Source organism: Mycobacterium sp. NPDC004974 (assembly GCF_053600815.1).
Genome location: NZ_JBSGAQ010000023.1, coordinates 22847 through 44776, shown reverse-complemented (window position 1 = coordinate 44776; position 21930 = coordinate 22847). Strand labels below are relative to the sequence as shown.

At 65.3% G+C, this 21930-nt stretch carries 21 protein-coding genes; 6 read left to right on the top strand and 15 right to left on the bottom strand.

The genetic code is table 11. The annotated features are described in order from the left end of the window. Positions 1 to 58 precede the first annotated feature (58 nt). The 4 genes from ACWEFV_RS31695 to ACWEFV_RS31680 form a co-directional block, all read right to left on the bottom strand. A complete protein-coding gene (locus tag ACWEFV_RS31695; RefSeq protein ID WP_085976934.1) occupies positions 59 to 3130 on the bottom strand; it encodes an MMPL/RND family transporter in 3072 nt (1023 codons plus the stop codon). A 144-nt stretch (positions 3131 to 3274) separates the two neighbouring features. After that, entirely contained in the window at positions 3275 to 3709 is a 435-nt protein-coding gene (locus tag ACWEFV_RS31690; RefSeq protein ID WP_003887008.1) for a DUF6188 family protein, read from the bottom strand. Between the two features lie 74 nt (positions 3710 to 3783). Further along, entirely contained in the window at positions 3784 to 4455 is a 672-nt protein-coding gene (locus ACWEFV_RS31685; RefSeq protein WP_003891609.1) for a TetR family transcriptional regulator, read from the bottom strand. After that, on the bottom strand, positions 4452 to 4922 hold the full coding sequence (locus tag ACWEFV_RS31680) for a PaaI family thioesterase (RefSeq protein WP_003891610.1): 471 nt from the start codon (positions 4920 to 4922) through the stop codon (positions 4452 to 4454). Before ACWEFV_RS31680 ends, ACWEFV_RS31685 begins: the two co-directional genes overlap by 4 nt. Positions 4923 to 5125: 203 nt before the next feature. Here ACWEFV_RS31680 and ACWEFV_RS31675 point away from each other — a divergent pair, with 203 nt between their 5' ends. Next, a complete protein-coding gene (locus ACWEFV_RS31675) occupies positions 5126 to 5818 on the top strand; it encodes a TetR/AcrR family transcriptional regulator (protein ID WP_003891611.1) in 693 nt (230 codons plus the stop codon). Positions 5819 to 6039: 221 nt separating this feature from the next. On the opposite strand, the gene ACWEFV_RS31670 is transcribed toward ACWEFV_RS31675, so the two are convergent. From ACWEFV_RS31670 to ACWEFV_RS31620, 11 genes are all read right to left on the bottom strand, one after another. Further along, complete coding sequence (locus tag ACWEFV_RS31670; RefSeq protein WP_003891612.1) at positions 6040 to 6453, bottom strand: DUF6262 family protein; 414 nt, start codon at positions 6451 to 6453, stop codon at positions 6040 to 6042. Beyond that, entirely contained in the window at positions 6450 to 8690 is a 2241-nt protein-coding gene (locus ACWEFV_RS31665; RefSeq protein ID WP_003891613.1) for a tyrosine-type recombinase/integrase, read from the bottom strand. Before ACWEFV_RS31665 ends, ACWEFV_RS31670 begins: the two co-directional genes overlap by 4 nt. Continuing rightward, positions 8677 to 9882, bottom strand: coding sequence for a tyrosine-type recombinase/integrase (locus ACWEFV_RS31660; RefSeq protein WP_003891614.1), 1206 nt, complete (start codon positions 9880 to 9882; stop codon positions 8677 to 8679). Before ACWEFV_RS31660 ends, ACWEFV_RS31665 begins: the two co-directional genes overlap by 14 nt. A 22-nt stretch (positions 9883 to 9904) precedes the next feature. Beyond that, a complete protein-coding gene (locus tag ACWEFV_RS31655) occupies positions 9905 to 11161 on the bottom strand; it encodes a helix-turn-helix domain-containing protein (RefSeq protein ID WP_023861397.1) in 1257 nt (418 codons plus the stop codon). A 64-nt stretch (positions 11162 to 11225) separates the two neighbouring features. Then, the gene (locus ACWEFV_RS31650) at positions 11226 to 11957 is read right to left on the bottom strand and encodes a hypothetical protein (protein WP_131816137.1); all 732 of its coding nucleotides are present in this window, start codon (positions 11955 to 11957) and stop codon (positions 11226 to 11228) included. A 100-nt stretch (positions 11958 to 12057) separates the two neighbouring features. Continuing rightward, the gene (locus ACWEFV_RS31645) at positions 12058 to 13056 is read right to left on the bottom strand and encodes a DUF1173 family protein (RefSeq protein ID WP_450073082.1); all 999 of its coding nucleotides are present in this window, start codon (positions 13054 to 13056) and stop codon (positions 12058 to 12060) included. Between the two features lie 29 nt (positions 13057 to 13085). Next, positions 13086 to 13229 carry a hypothetical protein gene (locus tag ACWEFV_RS31640; protein ID WP_165608726.1) on the bottom strand — a complete coding sequence of 48 codons (144 nt, stop codon included), beginning with the start codon at positions 13227 to 13229 and terminating at the stop codon, positions 13086 to 13088. Further along, positions 13226 to 13519 (bottom strand): transcriptional repressor, encoded by a 294-nt coding sequence (locus tag ACWEFV_RS31635; protein ID WP_214398632.1) that lies wholly within the window; start codon positions 13517 to 13519, stop codon positions 13226 to 13228. The genes ACWEFV_RS31640 and ACWEFV_RS31635 overlap by 4 nt, the downstream gene beginning before the upstream one ends. Further along, positions 13516 to 14940, bottom strand: a complete 1425-nt coding sequence (locus ACWEFV_RS31630) for a type IV secretory system conjugative DNA transfer family protein (protein WP_214398633.1) — start codon at positions 14938 to 14940, stop codon at positions 13516 to 13518. The genes ACWEFV_RS31635 and ACWEFV_RS31630 overlap by 4 nt, the downstream gene beginning before the upstream one ends. Continuing rightward, positions 14930 to 15607, bottom strand: a complete 678-nt coding sequence (locus ACWEFV_RS31625) for a hypothetical protein (protein ID WP_214398634.1) — start codon at positions 15605 to 15607, stop codon at positions 14930 to 14932. The genes ACWEFV_RS31630 and ACWEFV_RS31625 overlap by 11 nt, the downstream gene beginning before the upstream one ends. Continuing rightward, entirely contained in the window at positions 15591 to 15989 is a 399-nt protein-coding gene (locus ACWEFV_RS31620) for a hypothetical protein (protein ID WP_214398635.1), read from the bottom strand. Before ACWEFV_RS31620 ends, ACWEFV_RS31625 begins: the two co-directional genes overlap by 17 nt. A 134-nt stretch (positions 15990 to 16123) precedes the next feature. Here ACWEFV_RS31620 and ACWEFV_RS31615 point away from each other — a divergent pair, with 134 nt between their 5' ends. The 5 genes from ACWEFV_RS31615 to ACWEFV_RS31595 all read left to right on the top strand — a co-directional run bounded on the left by ACWEFV_RS31615 (position 16124) and on the right by ACWEFV_RS31595 (position 21930). Continuing rightward, positions 16124 to 16402 carry a hypothetical protein gene (locus tag ACWEFV_RS31615; protein ID WP_214398636.1) on the top strand — a complete coding sequence of 93 codons (279 nt, stop codon included), beginning with the start codon at positions 16124 to 16126 and terminating at the stop codon, positions 16400 to 16402. Then, complete coding sequence (locus tag ACWEFV_RS31610) at positions 16402 to 17565, top strand: hypothetical protein (RefSeq protein ID WP_214398637.1); 1164 nt, start codon at positions 16402 to 16404, stop codon at positions 17563 to 17565. Before ACWEFV_RS31615 ends, ACWEFV_RS31610 begins: the two co-directional genes overlap by 1 nt. Before the next feature lie 25 nt (positions 17566 to 17590). Then, entirely contained in the window at positions 17591 to 18541 is a 951-nt protein-coding gene (locus ACWEFV_RS31605) for a conjugal transfer protein (protein WP_214398638.1), read from the top strand. Positions 18542 to 18642: 101 nt separating this feature from the next. Further along, on the top strand, positions 18643 to 18927 hold the full coding sequence (locus ACWEFV_RS31600; RefSeq protein WP_450073081.1) for a glycosyl transferase family 39: 285 nt from the start codon (positions 18643 to 18645) through the stop codon (positions 18925 to 18927). Next, a complete protein-coding gene (locus ACWEFV_RS31595; RefSeq protein ID WP_214398640.1) occupies positions 18928 to 21930 on the top strand; it encodes an ATP-binding protein in 3003 nt (1000 codons plus the stop codon).

The window sequence follows — 21930 nt, the reverse complement described above, 5'->3', positions numbered from 1 at the left end:
GGGCTGCCGTCGGTGACGGGTGCGGTGACTTGTTGGGGGTGGGTGCGGGTGTTGGTTCTTAATGGCGGGTGGCTAGTTGTGGTGGTGTGGAGTGGCTGGTGGTTGTTGGGCGGTGGGTGGCTCGTTGGGGCCACCAGCTGGCTTCGCGTAGGAGTGTGGCGATGGCGGGGACAGTGAGGGTGCGCACGAGGAAGGTGTCGAGTAGGAGTCCGCAGCCGATGATGAGGCCGGCTTGGATCATGATGGCCACTGAGCCGACCATGAGGCCGAACATGCTGGCGGCGAAGATGAGGCCGGCTGAGGTGATGACGGAGCCGGTGTTGGCGACGGTGCGCAGTACGCCGACGCGGATGTTGTGTCCTGATTCTTCGCGTAGTCGTGAGACGAGCAGCATGTTGTAGTCGGCGCCGACTGCGACCAGGATGATGAACGCGAGTAGTGGTACTGGCCAGGCGATTTCGTGTCCGAGTCCCCATTGGAAGATGAGGACGCCGATGCCCAGTGAGGCCAGGTAGTTGAGCACGACGGTGCCGAGCAGGTAGAGCGGGGCGAGCAGGGCGCGCAGTAGTAGGACGAGGATGAGTCCGACGATGAGCAGTGTGGCGAGGGCGAGTTGGGTGAAGTCGGCTCGCAGCAGTCGTTGGATGTCGGAGTTGACGGCGGGGAACCCGGCAACGGAGACGGTGGCTTGGTGCAGTGAGGTGTTGGGGCGTGCGGCGTTGGCGACGTCGGTGATTTCGTGTGCGAGGCGGGTTGCTTCGGCGCTGTAGGGGTCGTGGCTGGTTTCGATGGCAAAGCGTGCGGTTTTTCCGTCTGGGGAGAGGAATTGTTTTGCCATATCGGTGAATTGGCGGTTTTGGAAGGTGTTGGCGGGCAGGTAGAAGCCGCTGGAGGAGTCCGAGTTGGCGGTGGCGCGGGCGGCGTTTTGGAGTTGGGTGGCGATCTGGCTCATCCCGGACAGCATTTCGATGTTGCTGTCGGCCAGTGCGTGGACGCCGGTGGCCAGTGCTTGGGCGCCTGAGGCGAGTTGGCTGATGCCGTCTTGGAGGCGTCGGATGTTGCCGGCCAGGTCGGCGGGGTCTCCGAGGGTTGCGAAGGCTTTGTTGAGGGAGGTGACCGCGGTGTGGACGGTGGCCAGGGTGCCGGCGACGGTGGCGTTGGTGTCGGGGTTGTAGCGATCGCCGAGTTCGGCGATCTGGGTGAACAATCCGCTGTCGCGCAAGCTCACCAGTGTCTGGACTTGGTCGCGGATCTGGGCGCATTGGGGTGTGGTGGCACACCACGGGGAGGTGTTGAGGGCGCCGGTGAGGGGGTCGAGGACGGCGATGGCGTGTTGGGCTTGTTCGGCCAGGGGGCGCAGCCCGGGACCGGATTGGATGGCGCGGTCGACGCCGGGGGCGGTGGCCGAAAGTTGTTGCAGCAGGGGCCGGAACTGTTGAATCTGGGTGCCGGCGGACTGGGCTTGGGTGAGTGTCGCGGTGAGGGGGGTCAGGGCGGTGCGCAGGGTGGTGTCGAGTTGGGCCAGGCCGCCGGCGAGTTGGTCGGCGCCAGCGGTGAGCTTGGCGAGGTCGTCTTTTCTGGCGTTGCCGTCGGCGACGGCGCCGGCCATCTTGTCGCCGATCTGGCCGTTCTGCCAGGAGAGTTGGGCTTGTTCGAGGCGGGCTCCGGTGGGGCGGGTGACGCCGGACACTGTGGTGACGCCGGGGATCTGGGAGACGCGGGAGGCCATTTCGTCGAGGTCGGCGAGCCCTTTTGCGGTGCGCATGTCGGTGGGGTTTTCCACGACGAGGAATTCGGTGATGACGATGTCTTTGGGGAAGTGGCGGTCGAGTAGTTGGTAGCCCTGGTTGCTGGCGGTGGTGGCGGGCTGGCCTTTGCGGTCGTCGTAGCTGATCTTCATCGTTGTTGTGGCCGCGGCCAGGGTCAGCAGGATGACCAGGCTGGCGATCAGCAGGGGCACGGGTCGGCGGACCACCGCGACCGCGACGCGGTTCCAGTAGCGGCGGGTGCGGTCGGGTTTGGGGTCGCCGATGCCGCGTCGGGCGGCCAGCGCCAGCACCGGTGGCAGCAGCGTCACGGTGGCCAGGAATCCGAACATGACGGCCACCGCGCAGGCCGGGCCGAGGGCGGCGAACACGCTCAGTTGAGCGAACACCATGGCCAGGAATGCGAAGGCGACGGTGGCCGCCGAGGCCAGGATGACCCGGCCGATGCTGGCGGTGGCGTGCACGATGGCCTGTTCGGGCGGCACCTGTGCGCGGCGCTGTTCGTGGTAGCGGCTGATCAGAAACACCGTGTAGTCGGTGCCGGCTCCCAGCAGGATCGCGGTCATGAACGCCACGGTGAATTGCGAGACCGGCATTCCCAGCTGGCCCAGGGCCGAGAGCACACCGCGCCCGACGACCAGGCTCACCGCGATCACCAGCAGTGGCAGCAGCGCGGTGAACACCGAGCGGTACACGATGAGCAGGATCACCGCGATCAGGCCGGCGGTGGCGATCGAAATCAGCACCAGGTCGTGTTCGGCGGCCGCGATCTGGTCGCTGAACGTGGCGGGCGGGCCGGTGACGTACGCGGTGGTCGACGTGCCGGCGAACACGTCGGCGGCGATGTCGCGCACCGCTTGCACGGATTCGGCGGCGGCGGGATCGCCCAGGGTGCCGGCCACCCCGACCGGCAGAAACCAGGCCTTGCGGTCGGCGCTGACCGCCTGCGTCGCGGTGATCGGGTCGGCCAGCAGGTCCTGAACCAGCAAGACGTGGGCGGTGTCGCCGCGTAGCCGCGCCACCAGGTCCTCGTAGCGCTCCCGCGTCGCGGGGGTCAGCCCGGCGGGGTCTTCCATCGCGACGAACACCATGGTCTTGGAACCTTGTTCGCCGAACGCCGCGCTCATCCGGTCCACTGTCTGAAACGACGGCACATCATGGGGGAGCAGCTCCGCCGATTGCTGGCGCACCACGGTTTCCAATTGGGGAAACAGCAGTGCCAGCACCACCGCGACGCCGAGCCAGGCGCCGATCACCAGCGTCTTGTGCCTCACCGTGAACCTCGCCAGCGCCGCCAACCGCGCGCTGTACTCGCTGGAATCCGCCGGTTCGGCCGAACGGCGGTATCGCCGCCGAGCATTCATCGCGGTGCCCGAACCATCCGGATCGCTGTCGGTCACTACCCCTCCACCCGAGAAAAGGAACTATCGGTATCGCTACGCTACTAGCAGTACCACAGTGGTTCGCGCTGCGCGTCCGCCGGGGCCGCGCGGCGCGCCTGTGGGCCGCTAGTGACCTGCGCCGACGCCGGCGTCGGTGTCGTCGGCGTCGGGGATGTCGTGGCGGACCACCCGGACCCGGCCACGCGGCAGGCAGGCCATGTATCCGTGGCGTTTGCCGTAGAGCTCCCAGGCCGTGGCGTGCGCGTCGGCCTCCACATCGATGCGGTGCCCTCGGGAAAAACCCAGGTGCAACGCGCCGTCATCGCCGTACCGGGCGTGCGTACACACCGCGCCGGCCAGGTCGAGCAGCGGGCGTTCGTGCACCGCGACCCGGTTGGGGTCGATGAGCACTTGTTCGGCCGGAAAGTCCCCGACGGGCGGCAGCGTCAGCCGCAGGGGACGCGAAATCACCAGCTCGCTGTAGCCATCGAGGTCCAACACCAACCCGTCGCGCAGCGACACGCGTTGCACGACGCAGTCTTCGATCCATTGGGTGAACATGGCGCCTCCTTCGACACGTCTTTGGGTCGCATCTGAAGGGTACGGTAAGTATCGCTGCGATACTATTAGTATCGTTAACTGTTGGGGGTGAGGGAGGCCAGGCGATCCACGATGCGCCGGCTGGCCCGATCGATGCGGTCACGGGTCTGGGCCGCCGAGGCCCGCCGGCCGATGAACGCGGTCAGGTTCGCCAGCCAGATGTCGGCGAGGAGCTCGGCGACCGGCTGATCGAGCGGCCCGGGCGTGTCGCCGCCCAGGGTGTGGGCGAGCAGGCGCTCGATGACCGCGGCGGCCTCGTCGAGGGCGGCGGCCGCGGTGCTGTCGGCGGCGACGAATGCCCGTGTCATGGCCTCGGTGAGATGAAGGTCGCGCTGCCAGCGGTCGTGCAGATACCCGGTCAGCCGATCCAGGCGCTGCTGAGGTGTCGTGCCGGTGGCGGCCCAGTCCTGGGCGGCTTGCAGCCGCCCGAATTCTCGGGCCAGCGCCGAGACCAGCAGGTGGGTCTTGGACGGGAAGTAGCGGTAGAGCGTGCCGACCGCGATACCGGCCCGCTCGGCTACCGTGCGCATCCGCACCGCCTCATACCCGCCCGCGGCGGCCACCACCAGCGCCGCATCCAGAATCGCCTCTCGGTGACGCGTCGGCGTCCGCGGACGCGGCGGCGCGGTCGGGTGTGGTGCCACCGGCCGCGGATCCGCCTGGGATTGTTGGCTTTTGGGTTGGGCGCCGGTGTCGGTCGCGGTCACGATGTCGGGTCGTGCGGATCGGCGTGGGCCCGGCTGCTGCGGGTGAACCGTTCCAGCAGGCCATCGAAGGCCGCCAGATCACCGTGGGCGGCGAAGTGCTCGGTGCTCACCACGACGAACACCGCGCTCGCGGTGAACCGGGTGACGCCGTCGGTGCCGGTGCCTGTCGCGCGGACATGCAGGGCGCGGCCGTTGCGCTCGGTGATGTGCGCGGTGATCCGGTGCGGTTGGTGCAGTGGCACCGGCAGCAGATACTCGACGGTCAGACTGCGTGTCACCGCCGGGGTGCCGGCGATCCACAACGTGAAGCCCAGCACGTCATCGCAGGCGGCCGCCACCGCGCCGCCGTGCGCCAATCCCGGCGCCCCGATGTGGCGTTCGTCGAAGGTCGCATCGGCATACACCTGCTCGCCGCAGCGATACACCACCAGCTGCAGGCCGTGGGGGTTGTCCGGGCCGCAGCCCATACAGTGCGGGGTGTGGGCGGGCAACCGTTCCGCGGGTGACCCAACCCCACGGTCACCGTGGGGTACCTCATCCCGACACGGCACATGCTCGGACACCCGATACCTCCAGTACGACCAGTTTCGCAACGCTACTGTTGGTACCATAAGTGTCGGGCGGGCGGCACCCGTTGGCCATAAAGGGGGAAGCGGCAAGGAGAGTGAGTGTGAGCAGCAGCCAGCCGGATCGAGTCCACGACGAAGACGACGACGAAATCGACCCCCGCCGCACCCGGTCCCGCAATCGCTTACTGGACGCGGCGGCCGCGCTGCTCAGCACCGGTGGTGTCGAGGCCGTCACCGTCGAGGCGGTCACCAAAGCCTCCAAGGTGGCCCGAACCACCCTCTACCGCCACTTCGGCAGTTCATCGCACTTGTTGGCGGCCACCTTCGAACGGCTGCTACCCCAAGTCACCCCGCCGGCACCGGCCGGCGGGACGGTGCGCGAACGCCTCATCGAACTGCTCACCCGTCAGGCGGCGCTGTTCGCCGACGCCCCGCTACACGTCACCATGCTGGCCTGGCTGTCCCTCGGGCCGACCGCAACCACCGACCACGCCGGCGGTGAACACGCGGCCGGCACGCTGCGCGCACGCGTCGTCGACCAATACCGACAACCCTTCGACGCCATCCTGCAAAGCGCAGAAGCCCGCGCCGAACTCGACGACTTCGACGTGAACCTCGCGTTGTGCCAACTCATCGGGCCGCTCGCCTTCGCCCGCATGACCGGACTGCACACCATGACCCCCCACGACACCACCCGCATCGTCGACGACTTCCTCACCACGCATCAACGCAAAACCACCCCCACCGCACCCACACCGCCCGGCGACAACGGTGTGCCGGTCACCGCCGACTAACGCCGGTCCGCCGCCGGTTCAGCGACCAACCGATCGGCAGACACCGACACGCCCTGGAAAGATCTCCCCACCACAGCCCGCCGGGCCAGGTCTTGTCGATGACCTGGCAATCGGGCCGACGGGCACGGGCGGGCACTCACGAGTTGGCCAGGAGGCCGGGAAGGCCTCCGTCACGGCGGGCCAGGCCGTGACCGCAGCACACCTCGGGGGGCGTACTGGGCTCAGGGGGTCTGTTCGTGCAGGGTGTCGAGTTGGCCGTAGAGCAGCTCGATGGTTGATTGTTGTTCTGCGACGGTGGCTTTGAGTGCGGCGATCTCTTTGTCTTTGGCGGCGAGTTTGTGGCGCAGCGCGGCGTGGATGCTGGTTTCGCGGCCAGTCGATGCCGGTTGTCGGTCGGTATGCCGGCCGCGGTATTGCTCGATGACGGTCACCAGGTCGTCGTGTTTGTAGATGGTTTTGCGGGACACCTTGGCGCGGCGGGACACGGTGGAGAAGTTGATGGTGGCGTTGGTCTTGCGCAGGTGGGCGATCGCCTTCTCGATGTCGCGGCGCTTCTCATCGCTGCGGGCCCGGCGGTATTCGGCCAGCGCATCGAGTGCCTTCTGGGTGGGCGGTGGCGGCTTGGGGCGGCTCATCGCGGCGGGTCCGGGTCGGCCTTGCGCAGCACGGATTCGTGGCTTCCCCGGGTCGCGGTGCGCATGGTGGGTGCCCGGTTGGCGGTACCGGCTCCCGCGACACTGCTCACGCTGCCATCGGTCACGTCGTCGCGGCGGAGCCGGTCGAGGATGGCATCCAGCGAGGCGATTTCGCGGCGACGTTCGTGGATCCACACGTTGTCGTCGGTGAGTTCGCGCCCGGTGCGGGCACGGTACTGCTCGCGGCGGATGTCGATCAGCTTCAGGGTCTTGGCGCGTTGGTCGACCAGTTCGTCGAGGTGGGTGGCGTCGGTGGCGAAATGCCCGCATGACAAGCAGGCGTTGCCCTTGTCGCAGGTGGCCACCGGCGGCAGCAGACATACCCCGTTGGGCAGCACCCGGTCGGTACGGGCCGAGAGTTGGGTCATGTCGTAGATGTCAGACGGGCTGATGGCGATGTCGGTGCCATGAGCGCCGATCTTTTTGTGTCGCAGGAACTCCGCTTCGGCCGTCGCTTGCAGGGTCGCCGCGTAACGCAGGGTCATCGCCGGCGAGGCGTGCCCGAGGTAGCGCTGCACCACATGGATGGGCACCCCGTCGTTGAGCAGTTCGGTGGCGCGGGTGTGGCGCAGCCGGTGGGTCTGGGAGAACCGCAGCGGGTGGCCGGCGGTGTCGGTGAGGCCGTGGATGGTGTCGAGCCGATTGAGGATCCGGCTGTAGGAGTCATAGCTGCGTGGTCGTTGGCCCTGGTGCTGGTAGCGCACCCCGAGGAACAGGTATTTCGGCTCGAAATACGGGTAGCGCGCCCGGATCCAGTCTTGCTGTTCGCTGATCACGTTGACCACGGCCTGCTCGACGAGGATGGTGGGCACCACCCCGTCGACTTTGGTCTGTTGGTAGCGCAGTTTGGCCACGAATCCGTCGGGATCGTCGGTGGCTCCGGCGGGGCGGTCGTGGCCCGGGATCGGTTGCAGTGGACTGTAATCGAGCATCAGAATCTCTGAGGCCCGACGCCCGGTCAACGCTTGCAGCAGCCAGATCCGGGCCGCTTGCGGATCGCCGAGACCGGACACGACCGAGATCGTGGAATCGGGGTGGGTGATGACTACCGGTTTACCCGCGTCGGCGGCCAGCACGTCGAGATAGCACAGCATCCGCTGGAGCTCGGCGGTCGAAAACCAGGTCAGCTCCCGGCCGCCGGTAGGGCGTCGGCTGCGAAACGCCGCACCCCACAACCGGGTATGAGTGTCGGTCAACCGGCTCCAGCGAGGATCTCCGGTCGCTGCCGCGGCTTCCTCGGCATGGTCCACCATGAACGTGTAGAACATCTGAACCTTGGACTGGACGACCGCGATCGTCGCCGCCGACAGCGGACGCTCCGGTTTGGCCCGCGCGGCAGGTGATTTGAGGTAGTCGGTGAACTCGGTGAACAACAGCCGCAGCGCCGCCCGGTCGGTGCTGATCACCGGGTCATCGATCCCGCGTTCGGCTAGGAACGGGCCCAAGTGGCGGGTGATGCCGCGGGTGCGGCCGATCACCGACGACCAGCGCAGCAGTTCAGCCGTCAAGCAGGTGCGAAGCCAGAACCGTACCCCGTCGCGCAGCCAGGCCGGTTCGATCCCTCCGAGGCGTGCGACCTGGTCGTGGCAGGGTTCGTGCTCACGTTGCGGGATTCGGGGATCAGCGTCAAGATCCCAGATGTCATGGGCCCACCATGGCCAGTCGGTGCAGCGGACCGACACATACAGGTGCAGGTGCTCGATGAAACTGGTCACGTTGCGCCGAAATCCGGCCGACGGCAGCCGGCCGGTGCGGCGCTCGAACTCGCGCACCCCGTGGCGCACGATGGCCTCGGCGCTCAGATCAGCGATACTGACCGGGTGACGCCGGTGCCGTTGGTGGTAGTCGGTGGCGGCGATGCTCAGTGCGCCGCTGGTCCATTTCAGCAGTGACGGTTCGATCTTGCGGCGTTGTTCGTGTCCGCACAGCCACACCCACCACGCGAGCTCGTCGCAGAACCGTTGCGGCACACCCTGTGGGGTGAAGTCGTGGCCGTCCGGGGTGGGCCGGTAGCGCGGGTTGTGCTGAAAGACCGTATTGGCCGGGGCGGTATCCAGGTGATAGACCAGGGTGCGCCACTGCGCGGGTACCTGTTGCCACTGCTGCGTCCACCGATCCTCGCCGCCACGATGGGTGGGCGCTGTGTGTGCCGGTGCAGGACTGTCATTGGCCGTCACGGTTCACCTTCCACCCGGCGACATAGTTCTTCCATTCGGCCAGCGTGCGCATCTGCGCGTCGGCGGTCACCCAGCCGTAGGTCGACAACGTGGTCTGCACGTCGGCGTGCCCGAGACGGCGCATCACCACGTGCACGTCCACCCCGGCCAGCAACAGCGCGGTGGCGTGGGTGTGGCGCAGCCAGTGCGGCGTCCACTGCTCAGGCAGCACATCGGCGCGGCGGGCGGTGATCAGATCGACCTTGTCGTAGAGGGTTTCCGGGCGCAGCGGGGCGTAGCGCACGCCGCGCACCAGGTTGACGAACACGAAACACGACGCCAGGTCGCCGACCGCGATATCCGCGCCGGCGGCCACCAGCTGCCACACATACTCGGTGTAGAGGGCGACCAGATCGTCGCCGATGTAGATCCGGCGCGGGCCCGATTTCGCGCGCACCCCGTGCGGATGATCATCACGGCCCGCCACCAGTATCGACGGGGTACCACCACCGGCGATATCAAAGTCATGGTGGCGCAACGACAACGCTTCACCGATGCGCATGCCGGTTTCGGCCAGCACCGCGAAAAACAACCGATCACGCAGCCCCGCCCCGCCGCCCGACCATTCACCCGAGACTGTCTGGACACTGCACGCATCCAAGATCGCGTTGACCTGCACGGGCAGCAGCACCGGTGTTTCAGCGCGCTGCAGCCCGCGCAGCCGGTGAATCGGCCCATCGTGTTCGCGTCTCGGGCCGACTCCGGCCAGAAACGGTGCATAGCGGCCCCGCCGGGACGTCCGAGCATGACTGGCGTACAACCGCCGGTAGGGGCGCACCAGGTCATGGGCATCGGCGAAATACCGGTACATCGACAACACCGCCGCGCTGCGCGGCAGCAGCGACGACTCGGCCAATCTCTGCTTTGGTTCACCGATACGGGCCACCCCGGGCAGATCCCCGGTACGCAGATAGGCCAGGAACTGGCCGAACAGACTGGTGGGGAAATCATCCCACGCCGTACCGGTACCTTCCAGCACCGTCCACCACGCCGCCAGCCCATAGGCATAGGCGCGCAACGTGTTCGGCGAGCTCCCTTGGTTACGCAGAAACGTCAGGTACTCGCGCGCCGGGGCCACGGGCAATTTGTCGGCGCCGACCACCGTGTAGGTGGGTGGTCGGTCCACAAAACGCACCCGCTGCACCTGTGCCACCGTCAGTAGCACCCCACCATATTCACGATGGCCTGCCGTTGCGGAAATCGTCCAACCGGATCACCTGGGAGCCACCGGCAGCGGGTGGGGCCGGGGTGCGGCCATGGCCGACACTGGCCGCGACCGGCCTATGCTCGGCCGCCGGCGCCGGTCGCTGCGTGGCCAAAAACCAATCCAGCACATCAGCGGGATAGATCATCGATTCCCGGGCGCTCAGCATCCGCACCGACGCGCCGCCGTAACAGCGCTCCACCCACTTGCGCAGCAGCCGCGGCCGCTCCGGGACGCGGTCAGCCCACCCCGGTTCCGTCATACCCCACGTATGCCCGGTGGCCGGGTTGATCCGTGAATGCAGCTGGGTGGTCAACATTTTCGCCCGGTCCGGCGCGATCAGCCCCGAATCCCGCAGATGCATGATCAACGACCCCAACGACAGGCCCCACTTGTCTTTGAGCGGACGCAGATTCAACAGCGACAACACCCGCGGCAACTCACCGGCGATAACCCCTGCCGGGGCCAACAACTCGGTCGCGAACCGGTTGGCCTCCAACTCATCGGCGGCACTGACCGAGCAATAGGCGTGACTGTGCAACACCAAATGACCGAGCTCATGGGCGACCGTGAACCGGGTCCGCTCCCACGAGTCGCTATCCCGTAGCACCAACAATGGGCGGTCCCGCAACCGGCCCACCCAACTGGAATACCCCAAATGCCGCTCATCACGAGAGCGCCCACCGGTCGCGGCGAACTCGCTTTCCCAATCACCGGCGACCCGGCGCCGGACAATCACCGGAGCGCCCAGCCGCTCGGCCTCATACATCAAATCATCAAGCGGCTCATCGGGTTCCAGGCCCATCGCCTCACGCAGACGCGCTGCGGCCACCGGAATCGAACTGTGCGCCAACTCATCCGGACTGACCGTCGGAACCTTCACCGGAGGCAGCTTCGATCGGCCGTCGAGCTCACCGAGGAAATCGCCAGCCAACGACGCGAACGTCGCCAAAAACTCCTGCTCACCCACCGTCATCGACTTCGGCGCCCGAAACAACAACTCGTTCGCGCTGATCCGTGTCTGCGGCTCCGAGCTGAAAAACGCTGCAGGAAACCGGAACAACCCCGCCATCCGCGCAACATCGCCGTCGTTGAGCCGCACCGTCGGCGACTTCTCAATCTGGGACTGTCGCGACGTACTCCAGCCTGTGGCCGCCACCACCGACCGCGCCGTCATCCGCCTCAACAACCGGGCCTGCCGGACCCGTGCACCAAAAACCTCAATCATCGTGCGCTCAATTCAACGTCACCGGGTTGGGAAACCCACATGCACCCAACACTGTGCACGACGGCTACGACGATTTCGGCGGACCGCCCTCCTCGTCCTGCTCGCGGGCGGCGTCCTCGTCGACGTCGACGAAGTCGTCGTCGCGGCGCCGAGTCCCCAACGACCCATCCCGACCGACCTCGCCGAGACCAACGTTGAACGAGCGGTCCTCCATGATCGGCGGGGGCAACGGCGTCCGGCCGTACAAAACCTCCACATTGTCGAGCAGCAGCCCCGCCGCCAGCACCGCACCACCGAAAAACCCGCGACCGTCCGGCCACCACAACAGATATTCCCGATACGCCTGGGGTTCGGCGATACCCTCCTGCCCGCCGATCGGGTGACCCAACACCTCCTCGAGGCTGTACTGCTCCCCACCCGGCACAAACGGCACAGTGTCGATCAGCTGACCAGTCCGCCGGTTTCGCGGATGCTTGCGCACATAAATCCGTGAGCCCTTCTCGTCGACAAGAAGAACCCCCATCCCGTTGCCCGCCTTGACTTTTAGAGTCGAGTTGGGAGTCTGCCGCCGCAACCGCGACATCAGAAACGTTTCCAAAACCGAGCACGACACCGTGATCGGTCGGACATGGCTGCCCTGATCGATAAAACGATCCGGGACTTCCGGATGTCGCGCAGCCAGATCGCCGTGCGCCTCGCCCAAAACCTGCGCGTGCTGGCGAACGAGTTCCTCCACGAGCCGCTGAGGATCGTCGTGTAGCTCCATGGGGTAAACATTTACCCCGGTTTCCCACACTCCACGTCGCGCCACGCCGCCGGCAGTCGGCGAAATTTTGGCTGCCCATGACCTAATAGGTTACATGTGTGCGCAGGTTAAATAGCAGTTCAACACACCTTTATGACCACATTTGAGAATTTAACCCCTGATAAGAGCAGCGATCAGCGTCGCCTGTGAACGGTAGCCAATTGCGATCAGTTGTCATCAGCGACAGTTGGTCGACGTTCGCATATCCCGCCCGGGAAACCGAGAAGGTGCAGATGGCCACCAGTCGAACCTCGCCGGCCTCGGCCATCTGCCAAAGTTCCAGTTCGGTGGCGAACCGTTTCGCGAGCTTGCGATAGAGGTCTTCATTGAGAAACCATGGGTGTCCGGGTTGGTGCCGTACTTGCAGTTTGAACCCATGGCCGGCCGGCTCGATTGCCTTGATCTCGCCCACCCCGATCAGCAGTTTCGTTGGCTTTCCTGGCTGACGGCGGGCTGGAGCCCAGGCCTTGATCCGGCGCTGCTCGATGTCGGTCTTGTGGTCGGCCGAGAACGGTTCGGGCACAAATAAAGACGCGGCCAGTGGATCCTTGCGGACCAGCTTGCCGTCCACGGCCGCCCGCAGACGTCGGTAGACGACCGCCCAGGAGCGGTGCCCGGCGAAACGAGGATGCCAGCTCGTCAGTTCAGCCTCGTCCCACAAGTAGTGCAGCACAGCGCGCAGCGAGAGCTTGTTCCCGTGGGTCTGCACCGTGTCTGACGGGGAACCGGAAGGTTCAGGCGCAGCGCGATTTGCGGACTTCGACAGTGAAAATCCCAACCTCAAAGCGGTTGTGCCATCGGCAGGGTTGTCGATGATTGACTGCTCGGCGACTGCTCCGTAGCCCGAAAGCTCGCCCGGGGGCAGCCAGGATCGACACCGGTGGTCATGTGCGACTGCCGTTCCGGGCATCCGCTTGACGATGAGGTCGGGTCCGGCGGCGGCGATGTACATCTCCACACCCGGTGACTGGCACAAGCACAGCGGCCGCAGCCGCGCAGCTTTCGCTCGACCAAGAGCCTCCTGGGCCGCCGGTGTGTGCACATCGTCAATCCGGCTGCCGGCAACCTGAAACACCGATTGCATTGTCATGGCCAGCGCTCCTGTTCGCGTTGAGGTAGTCAGATGACCGGTGCCGATAAAAGGTTCGCGATCAGTCCGACGATTCCGGCGGCGACCTGACCGATCATCCACACCGCGCCGAGCAGCGCAATCAATAAACCACTGAGCCACGGCCCTTTTCGGGCTTTCTTTCGCGCCATCATGCAGTCTCCTTTGGCTTGCTGCTGGGTTCTCGGATCCTGAGGTCGACGTGCCGTCCGGCCCGCCCCCAATGCGCTTTGACTGATCCCTCAACCCGAATCCGCTCGACCAGGCCGCGCCGCTCCAGGGTCAGCAGGGCGCGGTAGACCTGCTCGGCCACCAGGACTACGCCGGCCATCGAGTTCACCTGCTCGCGGATCTCGGTCGTGCTCAGAAACCCTCTGGTGGATCGCAGGACGTCGAGAATCGCCGCCTGACGCGCATTCAGCGCGGTGGTGTCCTGGCCACTCATCGTGCCCCGGTTCCGGCCGCCGCCAGTCCGCGTTGATGACGGTCGGCCAGTCGAGTCCAGAAACTGTCACGCGATCGCGACGACGGCTCGTTCAGGACGTTCTTGATCGCCCGGTCATAGATCGCGAGAAACTTCGACCAATCCGGGATCTCGGTCAGCACGCCCGCCGTCCCCAGGCGGACCAGCCGGGCATGATCACGGTTCGGCGGGAGCAGCCGGCGGTATTCCAGCGTGCTGCCCAGGTGCGACGACAGCGTCTTGTGAGTGGTGACCTGGTCGAATGTCTCTTGGCGCCGGGTGGTCTGGCCTTCCCATTCCTCGGCGCGCTGCAAGATCTCCATCTCCGGTGCGCCGAACATGATCAATGCCGACGGGAAGGTGTCGCGCAGCTCCTTCATGTAGGCGGTGCCGTACACGGTTTCCAGCTGGGAGCTGGCCTGCACAGCAAGCACGAGATTCGCGCCGAGCCCTCGGCCCTCACTGATGTAGCGGCGAAGTGCCGGCATCGGAGCGGTGTTGGCGGCCTCGTCGATCACGATGAGCAGGCGGTGTCGCATCTCCTTGCGTGCTGTTTTCGCTCGACACAGTCGCACGAGGTGGTCGATGAGTGTCACCGCGGCGCCGGCGATCGAGCCTTCAGCTGGCGTGAGGACATACAGCGTTGACGTGGGATCCTCCAGGATCGATTCATCAAACGCCGGTGGGAGATTCCCGCGCAGTTGCAGACGCATCCACGGCGTCACCGACTTTCGCATCGTCAATGCGATGCTGTCGCGTTGCTTGGGATCCATCACCAGTGTCGCCATCAGCGCATCTCTGAAGAGCGGAATGTCGGCCACGATGTCAGCGGCGTGTTCCCAGCCGGGGTCGGTCGACTTCTGCTGGCCCTGCTTGGTCATGCGAGTGTTGTTGACAGCCAGCAGAACCCACCCGATCCCGGCCTTGTTTCCACGCGGTGAGGCTGCGTACAGCATCGCCGCCAGCGGTGTCTCAGTGTTCGACTCCCAGATCCCGGCGTCGCTAACCTGGTCTGCGCCCGAACCCATGCCCACCGCCGACATCTGCATCATTGTGTTCGCGATCGTCACGGCCTGATCAGGTGTGCTGATGAGCTTGGTCGGATCGAACGACAGCAGGTTGACGTCGGGATAGTCGGCGTCGTAGTCGGGACGGAAGTCGATCAGCGCGCTCGGACCGTAGCGCCGCTGCATCACCAGCTGCATCAGGTCGTCTTTCGGACTCACTACAACCGCGGGCCCTGTCCATAACACGGCGGCCGGAGCCAGGATGCGCCGCGTTTTCCCGGTTTCGGTCGGCGCTGAGACCAGCACGTGGGCAGCCGATTCCGCGACCGTGCGACGGTTGGTCTCCTCGTCGAGCACGAACCCGCAGTACGGAGTCGGGGGCGGTTTATAGGCCATCGCGATCTCGCTTGATCGGAGTGCGCTCCCCTACCGGTTGGCGCGAACGGGTGTGAAACACGCTCGGCAACATCTCGATCTCCGTGTGGAAGCCGAAGTCGACCTCGTCGTGGTCCTGGGGCGGCCGCATCGGCCACCAGTCGCGCGAACCGTCAACAGCCAGCCAACCCTCCAGGATTCCGTACACCCCGGCCGCCAGCAGTGCGGCCGGAACTTGGGCGACAATCCATGGCACAACGACCGTCGAGGCGAACGTGCCGCTGCCGGAATAGACCAGCCAGTAGATGACCGGCAGTGGCACGCCCACCGCCACCGCACTCCACATGAACGCCGTGATGGGATACGACCGCAGGTTCTCTGGTATTAGCTGGACCGTGAAGGCGTAGATACCGCGGCCGACAGCCCAGCCGATCGGCGCGAAAACCGCGGCGGTCAGAACAATGACCCAGTCCACCGCCGCATAAATAGTTTCCGGGGACCGTGCCCACATCGGATGAATGATGTCGTCGTCGGCAGGGTCAACTCGCGCACCGGTATTTTCTTGTGCGCGGTCGCGAATTTGACGAGCAAGAATTTCTGCTCGCCTTTTCTGAAATATGAACGTGTGTTGATGCCGAGCGATCCACTTTCGGCGGACCTCGTCGAACCGATCAGTGGGCGCCGGCATCAGCGACCTCCTGACGGGGTGCTTGATCATCAGGATAGAACTCGCGCAGCTGTTCAGCGACACCCATCAGAAAGTCGCGTAACTCTGCTGCAGTACGTCCGACGGCAACCCTCTCAGATTCCGCCACCGCGGCATCCACACGGGTTTTCACCGTCTCTACCTGGTCTGACAGGCGAATAGTTGGCTCACCCCCGTCAAGGGTGATCCTGCAGGACTCCTCCTCCCACCCCGCAGCCTGCTCCAGCTTGTGCATGGTGCGTTCGTCCATTTCCCGGTTGAGCCGGTACGCCTTGTACAGGGTCGACGGCGACGGGCCACCATGGGCGAAGAGGTCATCACGAGACCAGCCCAATTGCACCAGTCTGCGCTGGACAAAAAACATCAGCCGGGCCGGTCCGTCCTGCGGTATTGGTCTCACAACGCAGAACGTAGCAATTGCTCATCACGTTTAGCGACAGCTATCGCAAAACCGTATTACCACCCCTTAGCCTCAGCGTGAACTCACTAGGAGAACCCATGCGAACGATTATCGGCGTCGCGATCGGCACCATCGTGTTCTGGTTGGCAATGCTCGCCACCGCCGTCACCTACATCCTCGAACACATCTTTGCTATCGGCTTGGCAACCGTACTGGTGATGGCCGCGGTCCTTGCCAGCCGTCGGCGCTGCGGTGCCCGACCGCCGCTGCACACATCGTCGCCGTCACCGCGCCGTCACCGTCCGGTGACCCTCAAGGCCGGCCGCCTCGCCGGCGCCCACCCCGCTCCAACCGCTCACATGCGAAAGGTCGTCTGATGACCCACCCCGACAAAGCCACGCACGACGGACCGGCATGGTCGGCCACCCAGGAGTGGCTTGCCGATCTCGACCGAGATCCCGATGACACCGGATACGGCAACGAATCGGACTACACCCCAGAGGATTACGACCCAAGCGACGAGCCGGACTATGACGATCCCGACGACGACGGCGGCTCCGCGCCGACACCTGACCCCGAGGGGATCGAGGACTACGAGCTCGCCCCGCCGCCCGGCGCCGAGAGTGACAGCGATGACGAGGTCGTGCCGATCGTCGACGATGCCGACATCTACGACACCGGGAACGGCCAGGACGCGGCCGGTTCTGCCAAAACCGAAGACGCCCCAGCGCCTCGATTCAACAAACCCCTGGCGATCGGCTTCGTCGCGTTCGTAGCCGTCACGACGATCGCGGTGACCAGCGTTCTGCTCGGCATGAAGAACGGCCCAGAGGTAGACAGTGAGCAGTCCGAGGCGGTCACGAAAATCACGGCCGCACCGGCAGAACCTGCGCCTCCCCCGCCGGGTGCTGGCGCAGGCCCCACAGGTATCCCGTTCACCGCGAGCGCACCAGGATGCCTGCCCGGTTCCACTGCCGCTCAAGCCGTGGCCAGCGGCGACCCCACCCAGGCCTGGGTCTGTGTACGCGGCGGCGTCGACGGCCAGGTTCTCACCATCGAGCTCGGCCGGACCATGGTGGTCACCGCCATCCGCATCACCCCGGGCTGGGTAGGTACGGACGCTTCCGGAGCCGACCAATGGCTCCAGCACCGCGTGGTGTCCCGCGTGTCATGGATCCTGACCGACCACGGCAACAAGCCGACCGTCGTTCCGCAGCGCACCGGAAACGTCCACGGCGAAGCGCCCCAGCCGATGCCCGGGCAAGGTGTCCTGGCCTCCACGATCACCATGATCGTCCAAGAGACCTCACGTCCCCCCGCCGACGCCCCACCAGCCGACCAGGGCCCCGCAGCACCTGGCCCAGGCGGACTGCTCGACGACGTCCTTGGAGCTCCACTGGGCACACCCCCGGAGTCATCCGTCGCCCCGCTTCCTGGCTTGCCCGGAATGCCGGGAGGCCAAGCCGAAACCGACCCCGTCGACAACACATTCGCTGTCTCCTCGATCACCGTCGAAGGCCACCAACCCATCCCCTCCTGACCATCACGAAAGGCGGCACAACCCAATGCCCACAAAGACCTGGCAACGTCGAATCGACACCACCGGCGGCTGGATAGGCCTCGCGTTTCTCGTGGTGGCGGTCGCGTCCTGCGCAATCGTCGCGATCTCCACGATCTGGGGATGGATCTTCAACAAACCGGTCGACGTGGATAGCCCGGCGCGCAAGCAAATCAACCGCACCGAGCTGGTCGGCAATTTCGCACGGCAATGCGTCGAGAAGGCGCTGACCGTCACCGACACCCAGCGCGCATCCCTGCAATCCTGCTGGGCCAACCAGGACCAGCAGCAGCCGCTGCCGACCAACCCCGGCGCCGTCATCAGCTCGCCCGGTGTCGCCGCAGTGACACTCGAGGACGACCTCGGCTACGCCCAACAGTGGAGCGTCATCGTCTCGGTGTCTGAGCGTCCCTACGTGGCCGCGCCGGCGGCCGAGAAGTGCTACCGCATCCCCGTCCTCTACAGCAGCTACGGCCTGCAGGCGATGAGCCGGCCAGGTAAAGCTGATTGTGCCGGGGACGGTGCAACTCTGCCCCTGGGCTACTCCACTACGTTGTCGCCCCGGTCACCGGTATTCCAGACGCTGACAGGGTTTTTCGAGAGCTATCTCACCAATGCCGGTGGCCTGGATCGCTACATCACCGAGAAATCTGGGCTCGTCGCGGTTCCCGACTATCGCTCCACTCGCGACGGCGGACCCGCACCGCGGATCGTGAAACTTCAGTCCACCCGCGCTGTTCCCGATGACGCCATGCCAGCCGACGGCACAACCATCCACGTGTTCGCCACCGTCGACTCCGTTACCCGCCAGTTCTCACCGCGCCGTGAGGACTACGCCCTCAGCCTCACCGTCATCAGCGGCCGCTGGATGGTTGCCGGCATCGATTACGCCCCACAACTGGCCACCGGCGCAGAACTCACACCCGTCGTTCCCTCGCCGACAACTGGAAAGCCGTGATGCCCAGCGCATCCGATCAATCAACGCGCACCAACTAACCCTCGAAAGGAAAACCAATGCTCCCCACAACAGGCCACCTCACGGCCCTAGCCGCAAACGTCGTGTCCGAACCGAGCACCACCACAACCATTCTCGCAGCGACCGACCTGACATCCGGGTCACGAACGCTCTACACCATCCTCATCGGAGTCTTCGTCATCCTCATCTTGATCGGCGGCGGCGCCCGTGCCACCGCGGCATTCTTCGGCGGCCGCAAAGGCGAAACCATCTTGTGGGCACTGCTGTCGGTCATCGTCGCAGTGATCGTGGGATCGGGCTACGCGATCTACCTTTCCACGAAGAAGACCGTCGACCAAAGCGGCATCACCACAGGGCAGTTCGGCTAAATGGCCGTCGAATCCGCACAGGTATTCAAAGGGGTGCACGACACCCCCACCTACACCGACCTGCTGTTCAACAAGTCGTTGCGCATCGGGGTGGCGGTACCGCTCGCACTCGGCGGTACCGCCACCATCGCACTGCCGTTGCTGTTCCTCGACTCCGGACACGCACAGACCCTGTTCTTCGTTCCCCTGTTTCTCACTCTCATCTCCGCAGGCATCGGCGCGATGATCCCGTACGGGAAACCCAGTCTCGGATTCAGGGTCCGCAGCATCTGGCGGTCGGTCCGGCCGAAGAACGAATCCAGCCGTGACAGCATGATTCTGGCCCCGCCTGACGACGTCATCGGCCACCTGGAATTCACCAAGCACGGCGTCTACGCCAACTATCTCGTGTCCGGGCTGCGCTACTACCTGCAGCCGACCAAACACCGCCTCGGTGCCGCCGAACGGCACCGCAACATGGCCCGCGAAGTCCCAGCAGGTGCGTGGATCTACAGCATGTCGGTACCGCAAAGCCAGCGCCAACTGCTGCGGGCCATGCTCCACGGTCACCGCGACAAGCCTGAATGGATCGCCACCTGTCAAGGACTGCGTGGCCAGCTCGCGCAGAAGAACCCCCGAACCCGCCTGTATTGGCTGCGTTTTCCCGTCGACGCCGGCCGAGAGGGCCACACCCCCTTGGGGCAGGCCACCAAACTCAAAGACTGGCTGGCTGGACGTGACAAGGACTCCGACGAGTCCCTTGCCGCCTACCGAAGCCTCGCCCACGACATCGTCACCTCGCTGCCCGAGGACTTCTCGCCGGTGCCGGTGACCGAGGACATGGTCGACTGGTTTTGGCGGCGCACAGCCTGGCGCGGCACTTTCACCAACCCGCTCCCCCGACGCCGCCAAGGGACCGCCCGACAAGCACCCCGCAACTTCCCCGTGGCCGAGTTCGACGACGGCGACCAGCTGCACAACTCCGGCCGCAAACTGCCCATGCTCCCGGCAGCCGGCGTGATGGCCGCCCTGACCGTCCTCACCGCGGTGTTTGTCATCGTCGCCCCCGCAATACTGTTCGGCCTCACCACCGCCGGCCTCATCGCCCTGTGGTGCGCCGGTGTACGGCGGGTGCCGTCCTGGAAAAAAGTGCTGCGCGTCAGCAGCCCCGACGGCCTCTACCCCGACAGCTATCAAGCCATCCTCCCGGTCACCGATATGCCCAAGGCCGGTATCCGATTTCCCGGGTCGGAGTTTCTCGATGCCCTCGACGATCTCAACACCGGCGCCGAGTTTGATTTCGCTATCAGCCTTGTCGGTCACCACCGCGAAGTGGAGTTCGTCCGCAACGATCGCGCCAAGGAGAACCTCGACGACCAATTCAAGCAGCGACGTGATGCCCGCGATGGTGACCGCGAGCTGCGCGACACCGGCCTCCAACTCGCCGAGTACAACCGCCAACTCCACTCGAACAGTGACGAACGCCCGATGGAGACCGCTTTCGTCATCGCCGTTGGCGCCAAAGATCCCGCAACCCTCGACCGTAGCGTGAAGCGACTGAAAGAACAGCTTGCATCCTCCGGGCAGGTCTCGGTACGCCACCACCGCGGCGCCCAGGCCAAACTCTGGGCCGCGTTCAACTCCGGAGTTCCCACCCACAAGAGTTCGGTCGACCAGTTCAGCTACCGAACCACGGCAACAAAATGGTCCCGGTTCGTTCCGATCACCTCATCGCAGGTCGGCAACACCAACGGAACTCTATTGGGTTTCAACACGTCCAACGCTCTCAACAGCGCCGTCCTGATCGACCTTCCCGGCACCGCGCGGCGCAACCACAACCCCTGCCTGGTCTGCAGCGGCGCACCCGGCTACGGCAAGTCCTATGCCTCCAAACGCATTGCCCGCGGCGAGTATCAGCGCGGCGCCCAATTGTTCATCGTCGACCCCGGCATCGAATGGGCCAAGGCATTTGCCGACGTCCCCACCGACCGCAAAGCCGTGATCGATATGGCCGGCAACAACTTCGGTTGCGACCCGCTGCGGATCTTCCCTGAACCCGTCGCGGGCGGCTACTGGCTCGACTACATGATCCCGATGATGGGCCTGGACTCACGCAGCGTCGCCGTGCAACGACTGCGCACCATCCTCACAGCGCGCGCCCGCCGACAACTCCAGATACCCAGCACCGCGGCGCTCATGGCCTACATCGCCAGCATCCAAGCCCCGATCGATCGACCCGACACACGGCCTGGCCAGGTCATCAGGCTTGCTGAGGATCTCTACCCGATCCTGGTCGCGCTGCAATCGTGGTCGACCTACGACTTCACCCGCGCCATCTTCGACGACACCCTGCCCATCCCGGACCTGGCCAACCTCGACATGACGATCTGGCTCACTGAAAGCCTCGACCTGCCCGACGCCGAGGAGATGAGCACACCCCACCTGTACAACGACCTCAGCGACCGGAAGAAGGCCTCCGTCGCCATCTACGGCATGCTCGTCCGGCTGGCCCGAACCACCTTCTTCGCCAACAAGTCCCGCTTCGGCCTCATCGTCCTCGAAGAAGCCGGAGGCCTGCTTAACTCCCGCGCCGGCGCCGCCGACGCGCATCTCATCAGCCGTCGCGCTCGCAAGCACTACACCGGGTTGTTGATCATCACCCAGGATCCGGTGGCCGACCTCACCCTGATGGGCGACAGGTTCATCACCCAACAACTCATCGTCCCGTTCGAAAATGAGGAATTGGCAAAAGAAGTCGCGCGGAAAGCCGGCCTACGAGCGGCCGACTACGACGACCTTGAAGAGTACTTCTTAGCCGACCCGGATCCCGAAGACATGCGTGAACCGACCGACTTCGACGACGACGTAGACGAGGTCACCGAACGTCCCAATCGGGGCTCCCGGATCGGCAAGGCCTTCTTCATCGACGAATTCCGCCGGCCCTCACCGATCGTCGTGGCTCACGAACCCGACGCACGCGTCCACGCCGCCTACGACACCACACCAGGCCAGGAGGCAGCGTAA

What these genes read in the sequence shown, in the direction of transcription:
- ACWEFV_RS31640 (WP_165608726.1), bottom strand. Translation starts at nt 13,229, where the DNA reads ATGATGGCGCGAAAGAAAGCCCGAAAAGGGCCGTGGCTCAGTGGTTTA.
- ACWEFV_RS31630 (WP_214398633.1), bottom strand. Translation starts at nt 14,940, where the DNA reads ATGGCCTATAAACCGCCCCCGACTCCGTACTGCGGGTTCGTGCTCGAC.
- ACWEFV_RS31645 (WP_450073082.1), bottom strand. Translation starts at nt 13,056, where the DNA reads ATGACAATGCAATCGGTGTTTCAGGTTGCCGGCAGCCGGATTGACGAT.
- ACWEFV_RS31695 (WP_085976934.1), bottom strand. Translation starts at nt 3,130, where the DNA reads ATGAATGCTCGGCGGCGATACCGCCGTTCGGCCGAACCGGCGGATTCC.
- ACWEFV_RS31625 (WP_214398634.1), bottom strand. Translation starts at nt 15,607, where the DNA reads ATGCCGGCGCCCACTGATCGGTTCGACGAGGTCCGCCGAAAGTGGATC.
- ACWEFV_RS31655 (WP_023861397.1), bottom strand. Translation starts at nt 11,161, where the DNA reads ATGATTGAGGTTTTTGGTGCACGGGTCCGGCAGGCCCGGTTGTTGAGG.
- ACWEFV_RS31620 (WP_214398635.1), bottom strand. Translation starts at nt 15,989, where the DNA reads ATGTTTTTTGTCCAGCGCAGACTGGTGCAATTGGGCTGGTCTCGTGAT.
- ACWEFV_RS31595 (WP_214398640.1), top strand. Translation starts at nt 18,928, where the DNA reads ATGGCCGTCGAATCCGCACAGGTATTCAAAGGGGTGCACGACACCCCC.
- ACWEFV_RS31690 (WP_003887008.1), bottom strand. Translation starts at nt 3,709, where the DNA reads ATGTTCACCCAATGGATCGAAGACTGCGTCGTGCAACGCGTGTCGCTG.
- ACWEFV_RS31635 (WP_214398632.1), bottom strand. Translation starts at nt 13,519, where the DNA reads ATGAGTGGCCAGGACACCACCGCGCTGAATGCGCGTCAGGCGGCGATT.
- ACWEFV_RS31680 (WP_003891610.1), bottom strand. Translation starts at nt 4,922, where the DNA reads ATGGGCTGCGGCCCGGACAACCCCCACGGCCTGCAGCTGGTGGTGTAT.
- ACWEFV_RS31605 (WP_214398638.1), top strand. Translation starts at nt 17,591, where the DNA reads ATGCCCACAAAGACCTGGCAACGTCGAATCGACACCACCGGCGGCTGG.
- ACWEFV_RS31670 (WP_003891612.1), bottom strand. Translation starts at nt 6,453, where the DNA reads ATGAGCCGCCCCAAGCCGCCACCGCCCACCCAGAAGGCACTCGATGCG.
- ACWEFV_RS31610 (WP_214398637.1), top strand. Translation starts at nt 16,402, where the DNA reads ATGACCCACCCCGACAAAGCCACGCACGACGGACCGGCATGGTCGGCC.
- ACWEFV_RS31615 (WP_214398636.1), top strand. Translation starts at nt 16,124, where the DNA reads ATGCGAACGATTATCGGCGTCGCGATCGGCACCATCGTGTTCTGGTTG.